Origin of the sequence: Caproiciproducens faecalis (genome assembly GCF_019448085.1) — a bacterium.
Lineage (GTDB): Bacteria > Bacillota > Clostridia > Oscillospirales > Acutalibacteraceae > Caproiciproducens > Caproiciproducens faecalis.
Window position 1 is genome coordinate 656,168 of record NZ_JAGFNZ010000001.1, and the last position, 16,224, is coordinate 672,391.

The window sequence follows — 16,224 nt, forward strand, 5'->3', positions numbered from 1 at the left end:
AAAAGCGAAACGGGGTGCCCCGTTTCGCTTAGATAGCCTTTTGCGTCAACCGTGAAAGCCTTTGCCGATAATTTCGCTGGTGTTGGAAATCAGGATAAAGGCGTCCGGTTCCACGGTTTTGATATATCTTCTCAGCTGTACCGCCTGCGGACGGCGCATGGCGGTAAAAATAATATATTTGTGTTTATGGGAAAAGGCTCCCTCCGCGTCGCAGACGGTGGCGCTCCGTTTCAGTTCGTTTACAATATAGTGGCAGATGATTTCCGGGTTGGAACAGACCACATTGAAATACTTCGCAAGGTTAATGCTTTCAATTACGTTGTCAATGGCAAGCGATTTTGCCAGCAGGCCAAAAGCGGAGAACAGCGCAGTCTTGATGTCAAAAACCAAAAAGGCGGACAACGTTATCAGCACGTCGCTGTAAAACAAAGCGTGGCCAATGTCAAAGGTCGTGTATTTCTGCATAATCAGTGCGGCAATATCCGTTCCGCCACTGGAAGCATCCATGTTGAACAGCAGCGCGGAGCCAAAAGCCGGCAGCGCGACCGCAAACACCAGTTCCAGCATCGGCTGGTCGGTCAGCGGTTTGCTCATCGGGTAATAATGCTCCAGCCCTGACAGGCACAGCGAAAGTAAAAGGCTGGAATAGACCGTCTTGATTGCGAATTTTTTTCCTAAGAAGAGAAAACCCAGAATCAGGAGCACCACGTTCATAATCAGGTTGACGTTACTGGGGGATATGGGCGTGACCCTGCCAAGAACGACCGAAAGGCCGGTAACGCCGCCAAAAGTAAAATTGTTTGGGAATTTAAAAAAATAGACTCCCACTACAATCAAAAGTGTGCTGATCGTGATTGCAAAATATTCCTTTATCGTTGTTGCGTATTTCATAATATCCTCTTTATCTGTCCCACTTTTTTCAGTCCATGCTTATTGTATCAAAAAACAATGATAAATCAACCGATAATCTAAGTTTGGGAATAAAGTTTTTCAATAATTCAGAATTTTTTTCAGAAACCCCTTTACAACCCCAAAAGGGTGTGCTAATATATAAAACAAGAACAGTAATCATTATTAATTATGGAGAGCGATATGGAAAAGAAACAAAATTTCAGCCGAAAGCGCGAAGCGATTTTAAACGCAGTCAAAAATACGTCCATTCATCCCACTGCGGAGTGGGTTTACCAGACATTGAAGCCTGTTTATCCTGATTTAAGCCTTGGCACTGTTTACCGGAATCTGGCTCAGTTTAAAAATGACGGCGTAATCGTAAGCGTGGGAACGGTGAACGGGCAGGAAAGATTTGACGGCAACACGCAGCCGCATACGCATTTTATCTGTTCGTCCTGCGGGGCTGTGATCGATATTCCCGGCGAACCGGTATCTCTCAAATCCACAGATGAAATTGTTCGAAAATATCATATCGTGGTCGATTCCATAGACGTTCAGCTGCACGGATTGTGTGAAGAGTGCTTACAAAGGCAGACGCCTTTAAAATAATTTATAAATTCAATGATATGGAGGAAATGAAAATGAAAAAATTTGTATGTTCAGTATGTGGTTATGTTTACGAGGGCGAAGAAGCCCCTGATTTTTGCCCTCAGTGCAAAGCTCCCAAAGAGAAGTTTGTAGAGCAGACCGCCGACGCTCCTTTTGCCTGTGAGCATGAAGTCGGTATTGCAAAGGGGATCGACAAAGAAGTGTATGATGGTCTGGTTGCAAACTTCAACGGCGAATGCTGCGAAGTCGGTATGTACCTTGCCATGTCCCGTCAGGCTGACCGCGAAGGTTATCCCGAGGTTGCCGAAGCGTTTAAGAGATATGCTCTGGAAGAGGCCAATCATGCTTCCCGGTTTGCGGAGCTGCTCGGTGAAGTCGTAACCAACAGCACCAAGAAAAATCTTCAGATGCGTGCGGACGCAGAGGCCGGCGCATGCTCCGGAAAGCTTGACCTCGCAAAGAGGGCCAAAGAACTGAATTACGACGCAATCCACGATACTGTACATGAGATGGCAAAGGATGAAGCCCGCCACGGCGCCGGTTTCAAAGGTTTGCTCGCAAGATATTTCGCATAAGCCATCGTTATCTCCTTTCCTTTTTCTCTCGGCCGGCACAGCTCATTTGAGCTGTGCCGGTTTTCTGTGTTTTGTTCATGAAAAATTCACCGGATTCTTGAGGACTTTTCAGAATGAAATGTTACCATTCATAACGTCAGTAGAAATTGGCAGGATGATTAAAGGTTCCTGAGACAAGTGATTTTGAAAACCGCTTGCCATTTGCTTGTGAAATGCCTTATACTGTAAATAATAAGCCGAAGGAGAATCAGATGGATCAAATTGTAAAAAATGTTGTAGAAGGATTAGGCACGTCGTCTTCCAGCGAACTGATTATTTTTGTCGTGTCTATGCTGCCCGTTTTAGAGTTAAGGGGCGGAATTCTGGCTGCCGGAATGCTGAACGTCGATATGGTTCGGGCGCTTATTATCTGCATGGCAGGAACGCTGCTGCCAATCCCGTTTATTCTTCTTTTTATACGCCAGATTCTGGACTGGATGCGCAACACCCGGTTCGTAAAACTGGTGCATCGTCTGGAAGAAAAAGCGGAACAAAAAAGCCAATCCATAGAAAAATACAAGACCTTCGGCCTGTTCGTTTTTGTGGCAATTCCGCTCCCGGGCACCGGCGCGTGGACCGGCGCGCTGATAGCCGCGCTGATGGGAATGCGTTTTCGCCATGCCATGTTCTCGATTATTGCGGGGACATTGACGGCGGGAATTATCATGTGTTTCATCTCATATGGGATGCTGGGACGGATTTGGTAACTCGGGAGGGTAACATGAATTCTTATGATCTTGCGGTCATCGGCGGGGGAGCATCCGGGCTGATGGCGGCCGTGACTGCGGCGGAAGAATGCGCCAAAAACCGGATTTCCGCGAAAATAGCAGTGCTGGAAGCCAATCCGCGCGTTGGGAAAAAACTGCTGGCTACCGGAAACGGACGCTGTAATTTAACAAACAGATATGCCGATGTCACCCGGTTTCACGGCGATGCCGGTCTTGCGGCACCCATGATCGAAAACCATACGCCGCAGAAGCTGATCGAGCGCTTTCTGTCATTTGGACTGCTTTGCAAAGAGTTGGACGAGGGTCGGGTATACCCAAACAGTCTGCAGGCTTCCGCCGTGCTCGATGCTCTGCGCCTCCAGATGGAACGGCTGAAAGTGGAAACCATCTGCGATTTTCCCGTGACCGCGGTTAAAAAGTCCGGTTCCGGGTTTGATATTTCTTCCTCTTCCGGGCAGATCCGCGCAAAGCGGGTCATTCTTGCATGTGGGGGAAAAGCCTATCCGCAGCTGGGCTCCGACGGAAGCGGATATCAGTTGGCGTCGTCTCTGGGTCACAGCGTCACGGAGCTTTTTCCGGCTCTTGTTCAGGTGAAAACCGACCCCCGCCGCGCCAAACCGCTGAAGGGGGCGCGAAGCGCCGCCAGTGCAACGTTGTTCTTAAAAGGGAAACCGGTTAAGACAGTCAGCGGGGAGGTTCAGTTTACGGAAAACGGGCTGTCCGGAATTTGTATTTTTGAGCTTTCCCGCCAAATTGGACAGGCCGGTGCCGCCGGAAGACCGGAAATATCCCTTGACCTGCTGGCGGAGTATTCCGTTGAGCAGATTGTTCCCATGCTCACAACCAGAAAAGAAGCGCTGGGCGACCTGCCGGCGGCTGATCTGCTGAACGGCTGTGTCAACAAATTGGTGGGACGCGAGGTGGTTCGCGCCGCGCTCTTCCGGGTGCCGGAGCATGCCGCGTATTTGAAGAGGGAGGAGCTTTCCGCCGTTGCCGAAAGGGTAAAGGATTTCCGTTTCGATGTGCTGGGGACGCTGTCCTGGAAAGATGCCCAGATTACGGCGGGCGGAATTCCGCTGCGGGAAACGGACGAAAATCTGCAGTCTATACTGTGCTCAGGACTGTATTTTGCAGGGGAATTGTTAAACATAGACGGGGACTGCGGCGGTTTCAACCTTCACTGGGCGTGGAGCTCAGGGATTACCGCGGGAAGTGCCGCCGCTCTCTCATTACGAAAGAAATAAAGGGGATACCATGTACCGAATCTCTGAAATCAGTATAAAGCTGGACGGAACCGAAGAAGATCTGAAGCGGGAAGCCGCGGCTCGTCTGAAGGTTTCCCCCAGTCAGATAAAATCTTTGAAGCTGTATAAAAAATCCGTAGATGCCCGTAAAAAGAACGATGTGCATTTCATCTGTACGGTGGACGTGGAATGCGCTCAAAACGGCAATCCGAAAGACCGGAAAATAACGGAGACTGAGCCGTATCAATATCGACTTCCCGTCGGAAAACCGCGTGAAACCCGCCCCGTTGTCGTGGGCTTTGGCCCGGCGGGGCTTTTTGCCGCGCTGATTCTGGCGCAGGCGGGACTGCGGCCGATGGTATTTGAACGCGGAAGCGACGTGGACCGCAGAAAAGAGCAGGTCGAGTCCTTCTGGCAAACAGGACGACTGGACTCAGAAAGCAACGTCCAGTTTGGAGAAGGCGGAGCCGGGACTTTTTCAGACGGAAAGCTCAACACCGGAACCAAGGATTCCCGTGCCCGCAAGGTGCTGGAGGAATTTGTCGCTGCGGGTGCTCCGCAGGAAATTCTGTACCTCGCAAAGCCGCATATCGGTACGGACAGGCTTCCCGGCGCGGTCAAAAATATCCGTGAGCAGATTCTTGCGCTCGGTGGGGAGGTGCACTTTGATACCTGCCTGCAAAATATCATCATAAAAGACGGCAGAGTGGCCGGTGTGGCGGTAAAGCCGCACGGCGCCTCTGCTTATACCGTGGATACAGACTGTGTGATTCTGGCCGTCGGCCACAGTGCCCGGGATACCTTTGAAATGCTGTATTCTTTAAAAATACCGATGGAACAGAAGCCCTTTTCCGTGGGCGCCAGAATTGAGCATCCACAGGAACTGGTTAACCGCTCCCAGTATGGCGGATTTGCGGGTCATCCCGGTCTTGGCGCGGCGGATTATAAGCTGGCAGTACACCTGAAAAACGGCCGTGGCGTTTATACGTTCTGCATGTGCCCGGGCGGTCAGGTGGTCGCCGCCGCAAGCGAAGAAAATCGCCTAGTAACGAACGGAATGAGCAATTTTGCCCGTGACGGAAAAAATGCAAACTCTGCTCTGCTCGTCAGCGTAGGGCCTGAGGATTTCGGCAGCGAACATCCGCTGGCCGGCGTGGAGTTTCAGCGCAGGCTCGAAGAAAAAGCGTTTCAGCTTGGGGGCGGAGGCTACCGCGCTCCGGTTCAGCGGGTCGGGGATTTTCTGAGACGCGTGCCGTCTAAAACGACCGGCAGCTTTCAGCCCACCTATCAGCCCGAGGTGACCCCCTGCAGCCTGGACGACTGTCTGCCGGACTTTGCCGCCGATTCCATGCGGCAGGGTATTCTAATGATGGATCAAAAGCTGAAAGGGTTTTCGTACCCGGACGCACTGTTAACAGCGGTAGAAACCCGCAGCTCGTCGCCCGTGCGGGTATTGCGCGGAAATTCCATGCAGTCCATAGGTGTGGAAGGCCTTTATCCGTGCGGTGAGGGGGCGGGGTACGCCGGGGGGATTATTTCCGCCGCGGTGGATGGAATCAAATGCGCGGAGCAGATCATTACAGGATGACTCCCCAATAACACAAGGTGCCCGTTGGATTCATTTCCAACGGGCTTTTTTTATTCGAGTGGCAATAGAAGAAGCAATCGACTTCATCTGCTAATCAATATGAATCATTTTTTGATAAGTTAAGCAAACAAAAAAGCCGCATGAACGTAGCGTTCATGCGGCTTTGGCGGAGAAGAAGGGATTTGAACCCTTGCGCCAGTTACCCGACCTACTCCCTTAGCAGGGGAGCCCCTTCACCACTTGGGTACTTCTCCTTATTGGTGAAAACAAAGCAAAATATGAAGTTTCTTTTAATTGGCGGAGAGGAAGAGATTCGAACTCTTGGTCCCTTGCGGGATCACTAGTTTTCAAGACTAGCTCCTTAAACCACTCGGACACCTCTCCATCACAAGTGCGAGAATAATAATATCATATTTAAGGGCATTATGTCAATGCATTCCATGAAAATTCTTAAACAAATATCCGCCTCCGTTAATTGTAAGGAGGCGGATGCATTGCTATTCAGCAAGAAAAGGGGCCTTTTCACACAGTCCGCAGAGCCCCATTGCGGGAAGGGTAGCCACAAACCACAGCAGGGAAAACGGTACGCAGATTTGCCCCATAATGTTCATTGGCAGCGCGGAATAATCCCACACGTTCATTTTCAGCGCAACATTGACCAAAAGCCCGGTAGCGAATTCCACTGTAGTGATGATTCCCGAACCGATTAAACATTTTGCGGAAATCGGGCTGCTTTTCATACGGTGGTTGCAGACGCGGTCAATCAGGCATAAACACAGTCCGCCTGCCGCGGCCATGGAAATGTCGGTCCTTCCGCGGCAGATAATTTCCAGAGCCGGATATACGGTTCCACCCGTTAAAAATAAAAACGCATTTTTCTTCATCCTCTATCACCCCACTTTGCGTCCACTGAAATTGTTTGCAGGGTAAACAATTTTATTCGTACCGGCTTAAATTTGGAAAATAATGTCCGATATATTATTATCACATAATTTCTGAATGTTTTTATGCTAGACTTTTCATCTGAGACAGACACACATTTTAGTAATATCAGAAATATGATTCAATATTGCGAAATTTGTCGAAAATGGGTGAATAAATGAAGTACCAGAGGAATAAGATCATTCTGATTATTGCCGTTGTGGTCGCGGTTTTAATGATACTTGGGCTTGGGTTTGTGATGGGTGTGCGCGGGATTCTGACGAGAAGTACACAGACCTCTCTTCAGAAAATTTCCGAACAGGGTGCCAACGCGGTACATGTTGCAATTGAAGGAAATCTTGATGTACTCAGTGCCCTTTCAGAACAGAACGGGCTTACAGAGGGCAAGCAGGAACAAATGAGGATCCTTTCTGATGAAGCCAGAAGAAAAAATTTTGTGCGGGTGGCTTTTGTCGACAGATCCGGCCATGCAATTACCAGTGACGGCAAGGAAATCAGGATCAACGAAAGGGACTATTTTAAAAAAGCGATTGCCGGCTACGCCAATATTTCCGGTGAGCTGTACGACCTGTTTGCACCTCATAACAAGATCATTGCGTATGCGGTGCCCGTTATTCGTTCCCGAAAAGTGGTAGGCGCGCTGGTTGCCACCACGCCGGACGATGAAGACCTGAATATCATGGATCACATTGCCGTTGATTCGGATTATTCGATCTACATTATTTCCAATACCGGACAGATGATTTCCAACCGGAACGGCCAGGAGCGATTTGGAAACTTCTTTCAGTATATCGGGCCTCAGTCGTCCCAGCGGGAAATCAGCGCAATGAGAAGAGATTTTCTGTCGATGCGTTCCGGAAAAGGAGCCTGCACTGTCAACGGAACCGCTAAGTTGGTTGGGTACAGTAGTATCCCCCAAACGGACGACTGGATGTTTGCTGTGCTGGTGGCAGAAAGTAAAATCATGGCACCCGGCTATCAGATCATGGTCATGAGCGCAGTTTTGCTGGGACTGCTGATCTTGGAATTCATTATTGCCGCCATCGGCTTTTTCAAGTTCAAAAAAAGCAGCTACGAAGCAAATGTGCGGCGAAAAGAAGATATCAGCTACTACACCTATACCGATCCGCTGACCAATCTGCCGAACCGCAAGGGAATAGAAAAAAATATATCCGAATGGATTAAGTTCTCCCGGGCGAATGGAAAAAACGGGGCTGCATTTTTTCTGGACATCGACAACTTTCAGTCGGTCAACAATACTTTCGGCATTGAAATCGGGGATTCGTTTCTTGCTTCCGCGGCTGCCCGCCTGGCTTCCGTAGAAGGGGAAAATATCATGCTCGGAAGAATCGGCGGAGATGAATTTGTCCTGCTGATTTCCAATGTAAATACTTCGGAAGAGCTTGAAAAATACGCAAAAGATATTTTGAATTTGTTTAAGGAACCCTTTTTGATCCACGGCAATGTCATTCAGCTGTCCTGCAGCGTTGGCGCCATCCTCTTTAATTACCGTGAAAATATGAAGAATAATGGATTCGACGAAATTATCAACCGGGGCGAATTTGTTCTGCATGAGGCAAAGAGTAAGTCAAAGGGCAGCTACGCTCTGTTCAACGACGATTTCGGGATTACGATTGACCGTCAGCATCAGATGGAACGCGAACTCAAGCTGTCCATCCACAATAACGAGCTCTGCTGCTATTTTCAGCCGCAGTACGACTATGAAAAGAAGTCCATTGTGGGATTCGAATCTCTGGCTCGCTGGCACAGCGCCAAATTTGGAATGGTATCGCCGGTAACGTTTATCTCCATGGCGGAAAACACTGGCTTTATCAAGGAACTGGGGCGCTTTGTCGTTGACCAGACCTTTGCTTTCGCAAAAACCATTCAGGGCCGCGGGATTCGCGTGTCTTTTAACGCTTCCCCGGTGGAGCTTTTGCAGGCTGACTATGTTAATTATGTAATAGAACGCTTCTGCTACTATGGGCTGACTCCCGGCAGTGTTGCGATTGAGGTTACGGAATCCTCGCTGATTGAATCGTTTGATGAGGTCATTAAAAAATTTAAAATATTGAGCGGCTATGGGATTTATGTATATCTGGACGATTTCGGAACGGGATTTTCTTCGCTCACTTATCTGAAAAATCTTCCCATCCATTCCGTGAAAATCGATAAAAGCTTTATCGATGAGGTGGTGACCGACCGGGTGGGACGCGATATTGTGGACATGATTGTCCGTCTGGCGAAAAGGCTGAATCTAGAAGTCATTGCGGAGGGCGTGGAAACTCAGGCACAGATCGAGTGCATCTACGACTGTGGATGCAGAATGATTCAGGGCTATTTCATCAGCCCGCCGGTGCCTTGGGAAAGAGCGTTATCTTTGTTGGATGTAATGCATAAATAATGGACATACTGCGGGGTGAGATTGATTGATTTTGCCCCGTAGTTTTTTTTGCTTTTTGTGCTATAATTTGATTTAGAAAAGAAATTTTCATAGTTTTACGCTACAAATAAAAATAATTTTTATTTGGGAGCTTAACCGGGATATGAAAGGAAGAGTCATATGAAAATCATCAGCGCACCGGATTATCAGAGCATGAGCCGAAAAGCGGCCAACATTATCTCTGCACAGGTCATTCTGTTTCCCAATTCGGTTTTGGGTCTTGCCACCGGTTCCACACCGCTCGGCGTATATCAGCAGCTGATAGAATGGTATAAAAAGGACGACATTGATTTTTCAAAGGTTCACAGTGTTAATCTCGACGAATATTGCGGTCTGTCCGGCGAGCATGAACAAAGCTACCGTTACTACATGAATACAAACTTTTTCAATCATGTAAACCTTCCGATTGAAAACACCAATGTGCCTAACGGACTGGCAAAGGACATTGACGCGGAGTGCAAGCGATACGATAATGTTATCACCAGTCTGGGCGGCATTGATCTGCAGCTTCTGGGCATCGGCCATACCGGCCACATCGGGTTTAACGAACCGGACGATGATTTTGACAAAACGACGCATTGCGTGAAACTCAATCAGAAAACCATAGAGGCCAATGCGCGCTTCTTTGAAAACGCGGCGGAGGTTCCGCAGCATGCTCTTACCATGGGAATCAAGGCAATTATGCAGGCGAAAAAGCTGCTGCTGGTTGCCAACGGCTCCAGCAAGGCGGAAGTTCTCTGCCGTTCCCTCTTCGGGCCGATTACCCCGGAGGTTCCGGCGTCCATCCTTCAATTGCACAACGATCTGACGGTTGTTGCGGACGCAGAGGCGCTTGCGGTGATCCGTCAGCAGTACCCTTCTGCAATCGGCTAAAATTTAATCCGGATTTTACAGGGTGGACTGAGGTTCACCCTTATTTTTTGGCATTTTTTGTGCTATAATAAGTGCGACATAACAGGAAAGGAAGAATATCCGTGAGTTTTGGAAGTAAGATTTTAAAGTATCAGGAAGAGATCATACATGATTTGGCGGAACTGGTCACCATTCCGTCCGTACGCAGTGAAGCCAAAGAGGGAATGCCGTTTGGGGAAGAACCCGCAAGGGCGTTGAACCGCATCCTCGAGATGGCCGCTAACATGGGCTTTGCCACGAAGAATGTTGACAATTACGCCGGCCACGCTGAATACGGCGAAGGCAGCGAGGTCGCCGCGGTGGTTGCCCATATGGATATCGTACCGGCAGGAGAAGGCTGGGACACCGATCCGTTTACTCTCACAAAAAAGGGAAACCTTTACTATGGCCGCGGCACGGCGGACGACAAGGGAGCCGCGGTGGTCGCTCTCTATTGTTTAAAGGCTCTGAAGGATGAAAATATACAGCCGAAGCGCCGTCTGCGCGCTATTTTCGGCGCCGGCGAGGAAACCGCCAGCAACGACCTTGAAATGTACCTGCAGTCGGAGCAGATGCCCGTAATGGCGTTTACCCCGGATTCGGAGTACGGAATCTGCAACCGTGAAAAAGGAATTCTGCGTCTGACCGTTTCTTCGAAGGAACACACTTCGGCGGTGGTTCGTCAATTTTCCGCCGGTACCGTAGTCAATGCTGTTCCCGCAAAGGCAAAGGCGGTTGTCATGTGTACGGAGGAAGTGTTGGCAAAGTTGCAGAGTGCCGCTGATCGGGTGGAAGGCGAATTCCACTTTGAAAAAACGGAGGATGGAACGGAGATTACCTCAATCGGCACAGCCTCCCACGCCATGCAGCCGCAGGAAGGCTTTAACGCCGCAACGCATCTGATGAAACTTCTGGGCGAGGTCTTCTCTGAAGAAGAGCTTGGCGGACTCATCAGCTTTGTCAACAGAAGCATCGGCACCGAGCTGCACGGCGAATCGCTCGGCGTTAATGTCAGCGACAAGGAATCCGGCCCCCTGACCCTGAATGTGGGACTTGTCGGGATTTATGATGACACCGAATCCATCGGTATTGATATCCGCTACCCGGTTACCGCAAAAGGAAAGGATGTTTTTTCCTCTATTGCGGCAAGCGCGCTGCAGTACGGGCTGGAAACCACGCTGAATCAGGAAAACAAGCCCCTTTTCCTTCCGGAAAGCAGTCCGTTTATCACTCTGCTGCAGGATTCCTTTGCCGCGGTGACCGGCAAACCGGCGGAGGTCTACGCCACCGGAGGCGGCACCTATGCCCGTGCGTTTGAGGGCCGTGCCGTTGCGTTTGGTCCGTTTTTCCCGGATGAACCCGACCGCCGTCTGCACAATACCAATGAAAATATTGACATTGACCGCTTTATGGTTCACGCACAGGTGTGTTTGGAAGCGATGTATCGCATGCTGACACAGTAAACGGAGTATCAATGGGAAATTATAATCACGTCACGATAGAGGACATTTTAAAGAATGAAGAAATTAATGCGTATATTACCAATGGCAACGAGAATTTGGGGGTAATCGGTTTCACCGAGCACGGCTTTGCCCACGCAAAGCGCTCTTCCAATTACGCAAGCTATATTTTACGGACGCTTCATTACGACGACCGAACCTGTGAACTGGCGGCCATCGCGGGTTACATGCACGATATCGGCAATGTGGTCAACCGTGTTGACCACGCCCAGAGCGGTGCGCTGATGGCGTTTCAAATTCTGAACCGGCTTGGAATGCCGCCGGCCGAAATTGCGCTGGTCGTTGCTGCCATCGGTAATCACGACGAAGGAACCGCTGCCGCCGTTAACCCGATTGCCGCGGCGCTGATCCTTTCCGATAAAGGGGATGTACGCCGTACCCGCGTCCGCGACAAAGAAACAGTCAGCGCGGATATTCACGACCGTGTCAATTACGCGGTGGAGCGCGCGACTACAGAGGTGGATGCCGAGCAGAAGACGGCCACGCTCAACATTACGATTGATACGCAAATCTGCCCCGTTATGGAATATTTTGAAATCTTCATGACCCGTATGGTGCTTTGCCGTCAGGCGGCCATGTTCCTTGGGCTGCAATTTGAGCTGATTATCAACGATACCCGGCTTCTGTAGCCGGATTGGTAGCAAAACGCAACACAAAAAGAGACCCGGACAGGCGTTTCCAAACGCTTCTCCGGGTCTTTTCTTTTTCTTATTTATCATGCAGGGTAGATGTTTCAACGGGAAATCAATGCGGGGTAGATTCTCAAGATTTCAATAAGGGAACAGAATTTATCCGAAAGGCTGACGATCAGCGCCTCTTTGCATTTCGGCGGAGTGATGGTCAGCGGCCACATGTGCTTCACGATGATTTCCTTCTCACAATCGTTGAGCGTAAAATGCGCCTCGGCGTTTTCAAGCGCGGTCAGGGGATGTTTGAAACCGTGAAGCCCCTTTGGGTTCTTGGTCACATGCCAGTCGTACAGAAAGAAATCATGCAGCAGTGCGCCCCGGATAATGCTGCGGCAGTCGGCGTTCAGATTCAGTTTTCTGCACAGGCAGTAGCTGTAATAAGCCACAGAAATACTGTGGTCCAGACACGAAATGTTCGCGTGCTGAATATAAGTCCCCATCTGCTGAACGAACTCCGATTTCAGCAGCTCCAGGGAGCAGTCGGTAAAATATTGTCTTTCCTGCTGGGATAATTTCATTTTGCCATCTCCGCTTTAATATGGAATATCCTTATCATAATTCTTTTTTTCGTTCCTATCAAGCGAAAATTAAAAAAACAGCCGCCCCGCAGCGCGGAGCGACTGTTTTTGCTGTTATTCTTCCAGTCTGTTTGCGATTTTTTTCATGCATTCGTGGCAGACATTATGGCCTTTAAACGTGGCAACGTCATTCATGCTGTTGCAAAAAATGCAGGCAGGCTCATATTTTTTTAGAATGATTTTGCCATCCTCATCAACAAAAATCTCCAGAGGATCCTTTTCGTTTATGTTAAGGGTTATTCTGAGCTCCTTCGGCAACACAATTCTCCCTAATTCGTCCACTTTCCGTACAATACCGGTAGACTTCATTTTCTTCATCACCTTTCACTTTAATATGGGCTCTCAACTATTCGCTTTAACGACAAAATTATAGTATATTTTTCCAAAAATGTCAATTAAATGCATGTTTGTTAAGAGAAAAAATATGTGATAAGCTTAAAAACTCGTGAATACATATAATACGGGAACAACCCAGAAAGGGGTGAGCGCACTGCTGAATTATATTTGGGCGGGCCTGATTTTGCTGAGCGTTATCTGTGCTGCCGTGACAGGACGGATGCCGCAGCTGTCCGCCGGGGTGATGAGCGGGGCGGCCGGCGCGGTGGAACTGGTTCTTGCCATGATGGGCATGATGTGCGCCTGGACCGGTCTGATGAAAATCGCGGATGCCGGCGGGATTACGCTGATGCTGTCCAAGCTGTTTGACCCGCTGATGCGGCGGCTTTTTCCTTCCTGCAAGAAGGGTAGCCCCGCCGCGAAGGCAATCTGCATGAACGTTACCGCAAACCTGCTGGGACTTGGCAATGCCGCTACGCCGATGGGAATTGCCGCCATGAAAGAAATGGCAAAGCTGAATCCGACACAGACCGCGGACAATTCCATGGTGATGTTTGTGGTCATCAATTCCGCGTCCATCCAGCTGATTCCCACCTTTATGGGAACCCTGCGGGCACAGTACGGCTCTCCGGCTCCGTTTGACATTCTGCCGGCGGTGTGGCTTACTTCCGTTTGCGCACTCGGCGCGGGGATTACGGCCGCAAAGCTTCTGGAGGGAAGGAAACGTGGATAAGCTGGGCGTGTACGCCATTCCCACTGTGGTTTTCCTGATTGTTGTATTTGGGCTGATGCGGGGGGTACCTCTGTTTGATACCTTTGTCGCCGGGGCGAAGGAGGGCTTCTCTTCGTCCATTTCCATCCTGCCGTCCCTTGTTGGGCTGATGATGGCGGTGGCGATGCTGAACGCCTCCGGCGCTCTGGATATTCTTTCTTCACTTTTGGCGCCTGTTGCCCATTTTCTGGGGCTGCCGTCAGAGGTGATGCCGCTTGCGCTTATCAAGCCGGTGTCCGGCAGCGGCGCAACGGCGGTTCTGGCACAGATTTTTAAGAATAACGGCACCGAAAGCTTTGCCGGGCGTGTCGCTTCGGTCATGTCCGGCTCTACGGAAACGACCTTTTATGCCATCGCCGTTTATTTCGGCGCGGTCGGCATCAAAAAAACACGCCATACGATTCCCGCGGCGGTGACTGCCGATCTGACCGCTTTTATCGTATCGGCGCTGACCGTCAGACTGTTTTTTCATTAAGGGCTGACTATGAAAAATCGTAAACAAGCAAATCACTATACCGTCGCGCTGGCGGGAAATCCCAATTGCGGGAAAACGACTCTGTTCAATTCCCTGACCGGTTCCACAGCTTATGTGGGAAACTGGCCCGGCGTAACCGTGGAAAAAAAGAGCGGCAGCGCCCGTTTTGGCAGCGATACGCTGGAAATTGTAGACCTGCCGGGGATTTATTCGCTTGTGCCGTACTCGCCGGAGGAGGCGATTGCCGGAAGGTTTCTTGAACAGGAAAAGCCGGATTTAATCATCAATATTGTTGATGCGTCCAACATTGAGCGGAACCTTTACCTTACGACACAGCTGATGGAGCTGAATATTCCGCTCGTGATCGCGATGAATATGATGGATGTGGTGAAAAAACGCGGGGATTCGGTTGACTGCGGGCTTTTGTCCGAACTGACCGGAATTGCGGTCGTACCGATTTCGGCGTCAAAAGGGGAGGGGCTGTCCGAGCTTTTGAAAGCGGCGGACAGCGCGGCAAAACAGCCGGCCGCCTACCATCATATTCCCAGACCGGGAGCCGGCTCTAAAGATCCGGACACAGCGCTGGCCGACGCGCGGTACCATTACATAGGGGCAATTACGCGAAGAACCGTAAAAAAGCACAGCGCGTCGGTCAAGAGCGCCTCGGAAAAAATTGATCTGATTGCAACCAACCGCTTTCTGGCGATTCCGGTGTTCTTGCTGCTGATTGTTTTTATTTTCTACATCACCTTTGGATCCGTAGGATCCTATCTGGTGCATGGCGTTGAATTTTTTATCTCAAACTGTCTTTCCCCGCGCGCGGATGCCGCACTCGCGTCCGCCGGCGCTTCGCCCTGGGCGCGCAGCCTGGTTGTGGACGGAATGATAGCGGGAGTGGGGGCGGTGCTGAAATTTCTGCCGCAGATCCTGCTGCTTTTCCTGCTGCTCTCCTTGTTGGAAGACAGCGGCTACATGGCCCGTGCCGCCTTTATCATGGATGCGCCGATGCGCCGCATCGGCTTGTCGGGACGCGCGTTTGTCCCGCTGCTGATGGGCTTTGGCTGTACCGTTCCGGCGGTGATGGGTACGCGGATTTTGGAAAGCGAAAAGGATAAGCGGCTGACGATTCTGATTACGCCGTTTATGTCGTGCAGTGCGAAAACGCCGGTTTATTCCCTGTTCATTGCAGCGTTTTTCGTCGGAAACCGGCCGCTTGCCATGTTTTTGATTTATTCCTTCGGCATCCTCGTCGGCCTTTTGTCCGCACTGCTGTTTAAAAACAGCATTTTAAAAGGAGATCCCGCGCCGTTCGTCATGGAGCTGCCGGATTACCGGCTGCCTACGGCACGAACCATCTGGCTCCATGTCCGGCGCCGGGTGGGCGATTTTCTGCAGAAAGCCGGTACCACCGTGTTTATTGCGACGGTGGCGGTTTGGCTTCTTCAGTCCTTTACCGTTGGGCTGCAAATGACAAACGACAGCTCCAACAGCATCATTGCCACGGTTGGCAAAGCGGTTGCTCCCGTTTTTACGCTCTGCGGCTTTGGCTCCTGGAAGCCGGTTGTTGCGCTTCTGACCGGGTTAGTCGCCAAAGAGTCCGTTATCAGTACCATGAGCGTATTGTATTCGGGCAGCCTGACAGACGCTCTGCACGCGAACTTTACCACGCTGAGCGCGTGCTCCTATTTAATTTTCGTACTGCTCTATACGCCCTGTGTCGCGGCGCTGTCCGCCGTACGCCGGGAGATGGGCAGCCTGAAATGGACGGCTGTTACAGCCGTTTACCAGCTGGTCACCGCGTGGTACTGGTCCGCAATGTTTTATCAGTGCGCTGTTCTGATTCAGAATTTATTCCGTAAATAAGCCCCGTCATAACCCGAGGCATTTTTTATGTTATTAGGTCG

Annotated in this window: 16 protein-coding genes and 2 tRNA genes; 12 read left to right on the plus strand and 6 right to left on the minus strand. The window is 50.3% G+C overall.

All coding sequences use genetic code 11. The features are described from left to right. Positions 1-45: 45 nt before the first annotated feature. On the minus strand, positions 46-891 hold the full coding sequence (locus J5W02_RS03095; protein ID WP_219964179.1) for a YitT family protein: 846 nt from the start codon (positions 889-891) through the stop codon (positions 46-48). Positions 892-1,092: 201 nt separating this feature from the next. Between J5W02_RS03095 and J5W02_RS03100 the strand changes: the two genes are divergently transcribed. From J5W02_RS03100 to J5W02_RS03120, 5 genes are all read left to right on the plus strand, one after another. Then, complete coding sequence (locus J5W02_RS03100; RefSeq protein WP_219964180.1) at positions 1,093-1,500, plus strand: Fur family transcriptional regulator; 408 nt, start codon at positions 1,093-1,095, stop codon at positions 1,498-1,500. A 32-nt stretch (positions 1,501-1,532) separates the two neighbouring features. Next, positions 1,533-2,075, plus strand: a complete 543-nt coding sequence (locus tag J5W02_RS03105; RefSeq protein WP_219964181.1) for an NADH peroxidase — start codon at positions 1,533-1,535, stop codon at positions 2,073-2,075. 251 nt (positions 2,076-2,326) lie between these two features. After that, positions 2,327-2,821, plus strand: a complete 495-nt coding sequence (locus J5W02_RS03110; protein WP_219964182.1) for a COG2426 family protein — start codon at positions 2,327-2,329, stop codon at positions 2,819-2,821. Between the two features lie 14 nt (positions 2,822-2,835). Continuing rightward, positions 2,836-4,086 (plus strand): BaiN/RdsA family NAD(P)/FAD-dependent oxidoreductase, encoded by a 1,251-nt coding sequence (locus J5W02_RS03115; RefSeq protein ID WP_219964183.1) that lies wholly within the window; start codon positions 2,836-2,838, stop codon positions 4,084-4,086. A 10-nt stretch (positions 4,087-4,096) separates the two neighbouring features. Beyond that, positions 4,097-5,674: an NAD(P)/FAD-dependent oxidoreductase gene (locus J5W02_RS03120; protein WP_219964184.1), complete on the plus strand. Its 1,578-nt coding sequence runs from the start codon at positions 4,097-4,099 to the stop codon at positions 5,672-5,674. A gap of 164 nt (positions 5,675-5,838) precedes the next feature. Here J5W02_RS03120 and J5W02_RS03125 read toward each other — a convergent pair. The 3 genes from J5W02_RS03125 to J5W02_RS03135 all read right to left on the minus strand — a co-directional run bounded on the left by J5W02_RS03125 (position 5,839) and on the right by J5W02_RS03135 (position 6,558). Beyond that, positions 5,839-5,928 (minus strand) — tRNA-Ser (locus J5W02_RS03125). A 41-nt stretch (positions 5,929-5,969) separates the two neighbouring features. Further along, positions 5,970-6,058, minus strand: a tRNA-Ser gene (locus tag J5W02_RS03130). 113 nt (positions 6,059-6,171) lie between these two features. Next, entirely contained in the window at positions 6,172-6,558 is a 387-nt protein-coding gene (locus tag J5W02_RS03135) for a putative ABC transporter permease (protein WP_219964185.1), read from the minus strand. 215 nt (positions 6,559-6,773) lie between these two features. Here J5W02_RS03135 and J5W02_RS03140 point away from each other — a divergent pair, with 215 nt between their 5' ends. The 4 genes from J5W02_RS03140 to J5W02_RS03155 all read left to right on the plus strand — a co-directional run bounded on the left by J5W02_RS03140 (position 6,774) and on the right by J5W02_RS03155 (position 12,099). After that, on the plus strand, positions 6,774-9,020 hold the full coding sequence (locus J5W02_RS03140; protein WP_219964186.1) for a bifunctional diguanylate cyclase/phosphodiesterase: 2,247 nt from the start codon (positions 6,774-6,776) through the stop codon (positions 9,018-9,020). A gap of 159 nt (positions 9,021-9,179) precedes the next feature. Then, the gene (gene nagB / locus J5W02_RS03145) at positions 9,180-9,932 is read left to right on the plus strand and encodes a glucosamine-6-phosphate deaminase (RefSeq protein WP_219964187.1); all 753 of its coding nucleotides are present in this window, start codon (positions 9,180-9,182) and stop codon (positions 9,930-9,932) included. 101 nt (positions 9,933-10,033) lie between these two features. Next, on the plus strand, positions 10,034-11,413 hold the full coding sequence (locus J5W02_RS03150; protein WP_219964188.1) for a Sapep family Mn(2+)-dependent dipeptidase: 1,380 nt from the start codon (positions 10,034-10,036) through the stop codon (positions 11,411-11,413). A gap of 11 nt (positions 11,414-11,424) precedes the next feature. Next, positions 11,425-12,099 (plus strand): HD domain-containing protein, encoded by a 675-nt coding sequence (locus tag J5W02_RS03155; RefSeq protein WP_219964189.1) that lies wholly within the window; start codon positions 11,425-11,427, stop codon positions 12,097-12,099. Between the two features lie 104 nt (positions 12,100-12,203). Here J5W02_RS03155 and J5W02_RS03160 read toward each other — a convergent pair whose 3' ends face one another. Both J5W02_RS03160 and J5W02_RS03165 read right to left on the minus strand, forming a co-directional pair. Next, positions 12,204-12,677 (minus strand): HD domain-containing protein, encoded by a 474-nt coding sequence (locus J5W02_RS03160; protein ID WP_219964190.1) that lies wholly within the window; start codon positions 12,675-12,677, stop codon positions 12,204-12,206. A gap of 114 nt (positions 12,678-12,791) precedes the next feature. Further along, positions 12,792-13,046, minus strand: coding sequence for an AbrB/MazE/SpoVT family DNA-binding domain-containing protein (locus J5W02_RS03165; RefSeq protein WP_219964439.1), 255 nt, complete (start codon positions 13,044-13,046; stop codon positions 12,792-12,794). 136 nt (positions 13,047-13,182) lie between these two features. Between J5W02_RS03165 and J5W02_RS03170 the strand changes: the two genes are divergently transcribed. From J5W02_RS03170 to feoB, 3 genes are read left to right on the plus strand one after another with little or no spacing between them, the layout of a single operon-like run. Continuing rightward, a complete protein-coding gene (locus J5W02_RS03170) occupies positions 13,183-13,806 on the plus strand; it encodes a nucleoside recognition domain-containing protein (protein WP_330659653.1) in 624 nt (207 codons plus the stop codon). Further along, the gene (locus J5W02_RS03175; protein WP_219964191.1) at positions 13,799-14,320 is read left to right on the plus strand and encodes a spore maturation protein; all 522 of its coding nucleotides are present in this window, start codon (positions 13,799-13,801) and stop codon (positions 14,318-14,320) included. The genes J5W02_RS03170 and J5W02_RS03175 overlap by 8 nt, the downstream gene beginning before the upstream one ends. A gap of 9 nt (positions 14,321-14,329) precedes the next feature. Continuing rightward, positions 14,330-16,183, plus strand: a complete 1,854-nt coding sequence (feoB, locus tag J5W02_RS03180; protein WP_219964192.1) for a ferrous iron transport protein B — start codon at positions 14,330-14,332, stop codon at positions 16,181-16,183. Positions 16,184-16,224 lie beyond the last annotated feature (41 nt).

What these genes read in the sequence shown, in the direction of transcription:
- J5W02_RS03095 (WP_219964179.1), bottom strand. Translation starts at nt 891, where the DNA reads ATGAAATACGCAACAACGATAAAGGAATATTTTGCAATCACGATCAGC.
- J5W02_RS03100 (WP_219964180.1), top strand. Translation starts at nt 1,093, where the DNA reads ATGGAAAAGAAACAAAATTTCAGCCGAAAGCGCGAAGCGATTTTAAAC.
- J5W02_RS03105 (WP_219964181.1), top strand. Translation starts at nt 1,533, where the DNA reads ATGAAAAAATTTGTATGTTCAGTATGTGGTTATGTTTACGAGGGCGAA.
- J5W02_RS03110 (WP_219964182.1), top strand. Translation starts at nt 2,327, where the DNA reads ATGGATCAAATTGTAAAAAATGTTGTAGAAGGATTAGGCACGTCGTCT.
- J5W02_RS03115 (WP_219964183.1), top strand. Translation starts at nt 2,836, where the DNA reads ATGAATTCTTATGATCTTGCGGTCATCGGCGGGGGAGCATCCGGGCTG.
- J5W02_RS03120 (WP_219964184.1), top strand. Translation starts at nt 4,097, where the DNA reads ATGTACCGAATCTCTGAAATCAGTATAAAGCTGGACGGAACCGAAGAA.
- J5W02_RS03135 (WP_219964185.1), bottom strand. Translation starts at nt 6,558, where the DNA reads ATGAAGAAAAATGCGTTTTTATTTTTAACGGGTGGAACCGTATATCCG.
- J5W02_RS03140 (WP_219964186.1), top strand. Translation starts at nt 6,774, where the DNA reads ATGAAGTACCAGAGGAATAAGATCATTCTGATTATTGCCGTTGTGGTC.
- nagB (WP_219964187.1), top strand. Translation starts at nt 9,180, where the DNA reads ATGAAAATCATCAGCGCACCGGATTATCAGAGCATGAGCCGAAAAGCG.
- J5W02_RS03155 (WP_219964189.1), top strand. Translation starts at nt 11,425, where the DNA reads ATGGGAAATTATAATCACGTCACGATAGAGGACATTTTAAAGAATGAA.
- J5W02_RS03160 (WP_219964190.1), bottom strand. Translation starts at nt 12,677, where the DNA reads ATGAAATTATCCCAGCAGGAAAGACAATATTTTACCGACTGCTCCCTG.
- J5W02_RS03165 (WP_219964439.1), bottom strand. Translation starts at nt 13,046, where the DNA reads ATGAAGTCTACCGGTATTGTACGGAAAGTGGACGAATTAGGGAGAATT.
- feoB (WP_219964192.1), top strand. Translation starts at nt 14,330, where the DNA reads ATGAAAAATCGTAAACAAGCAAATCACTATACCGTCGCGCTGGCGGGA.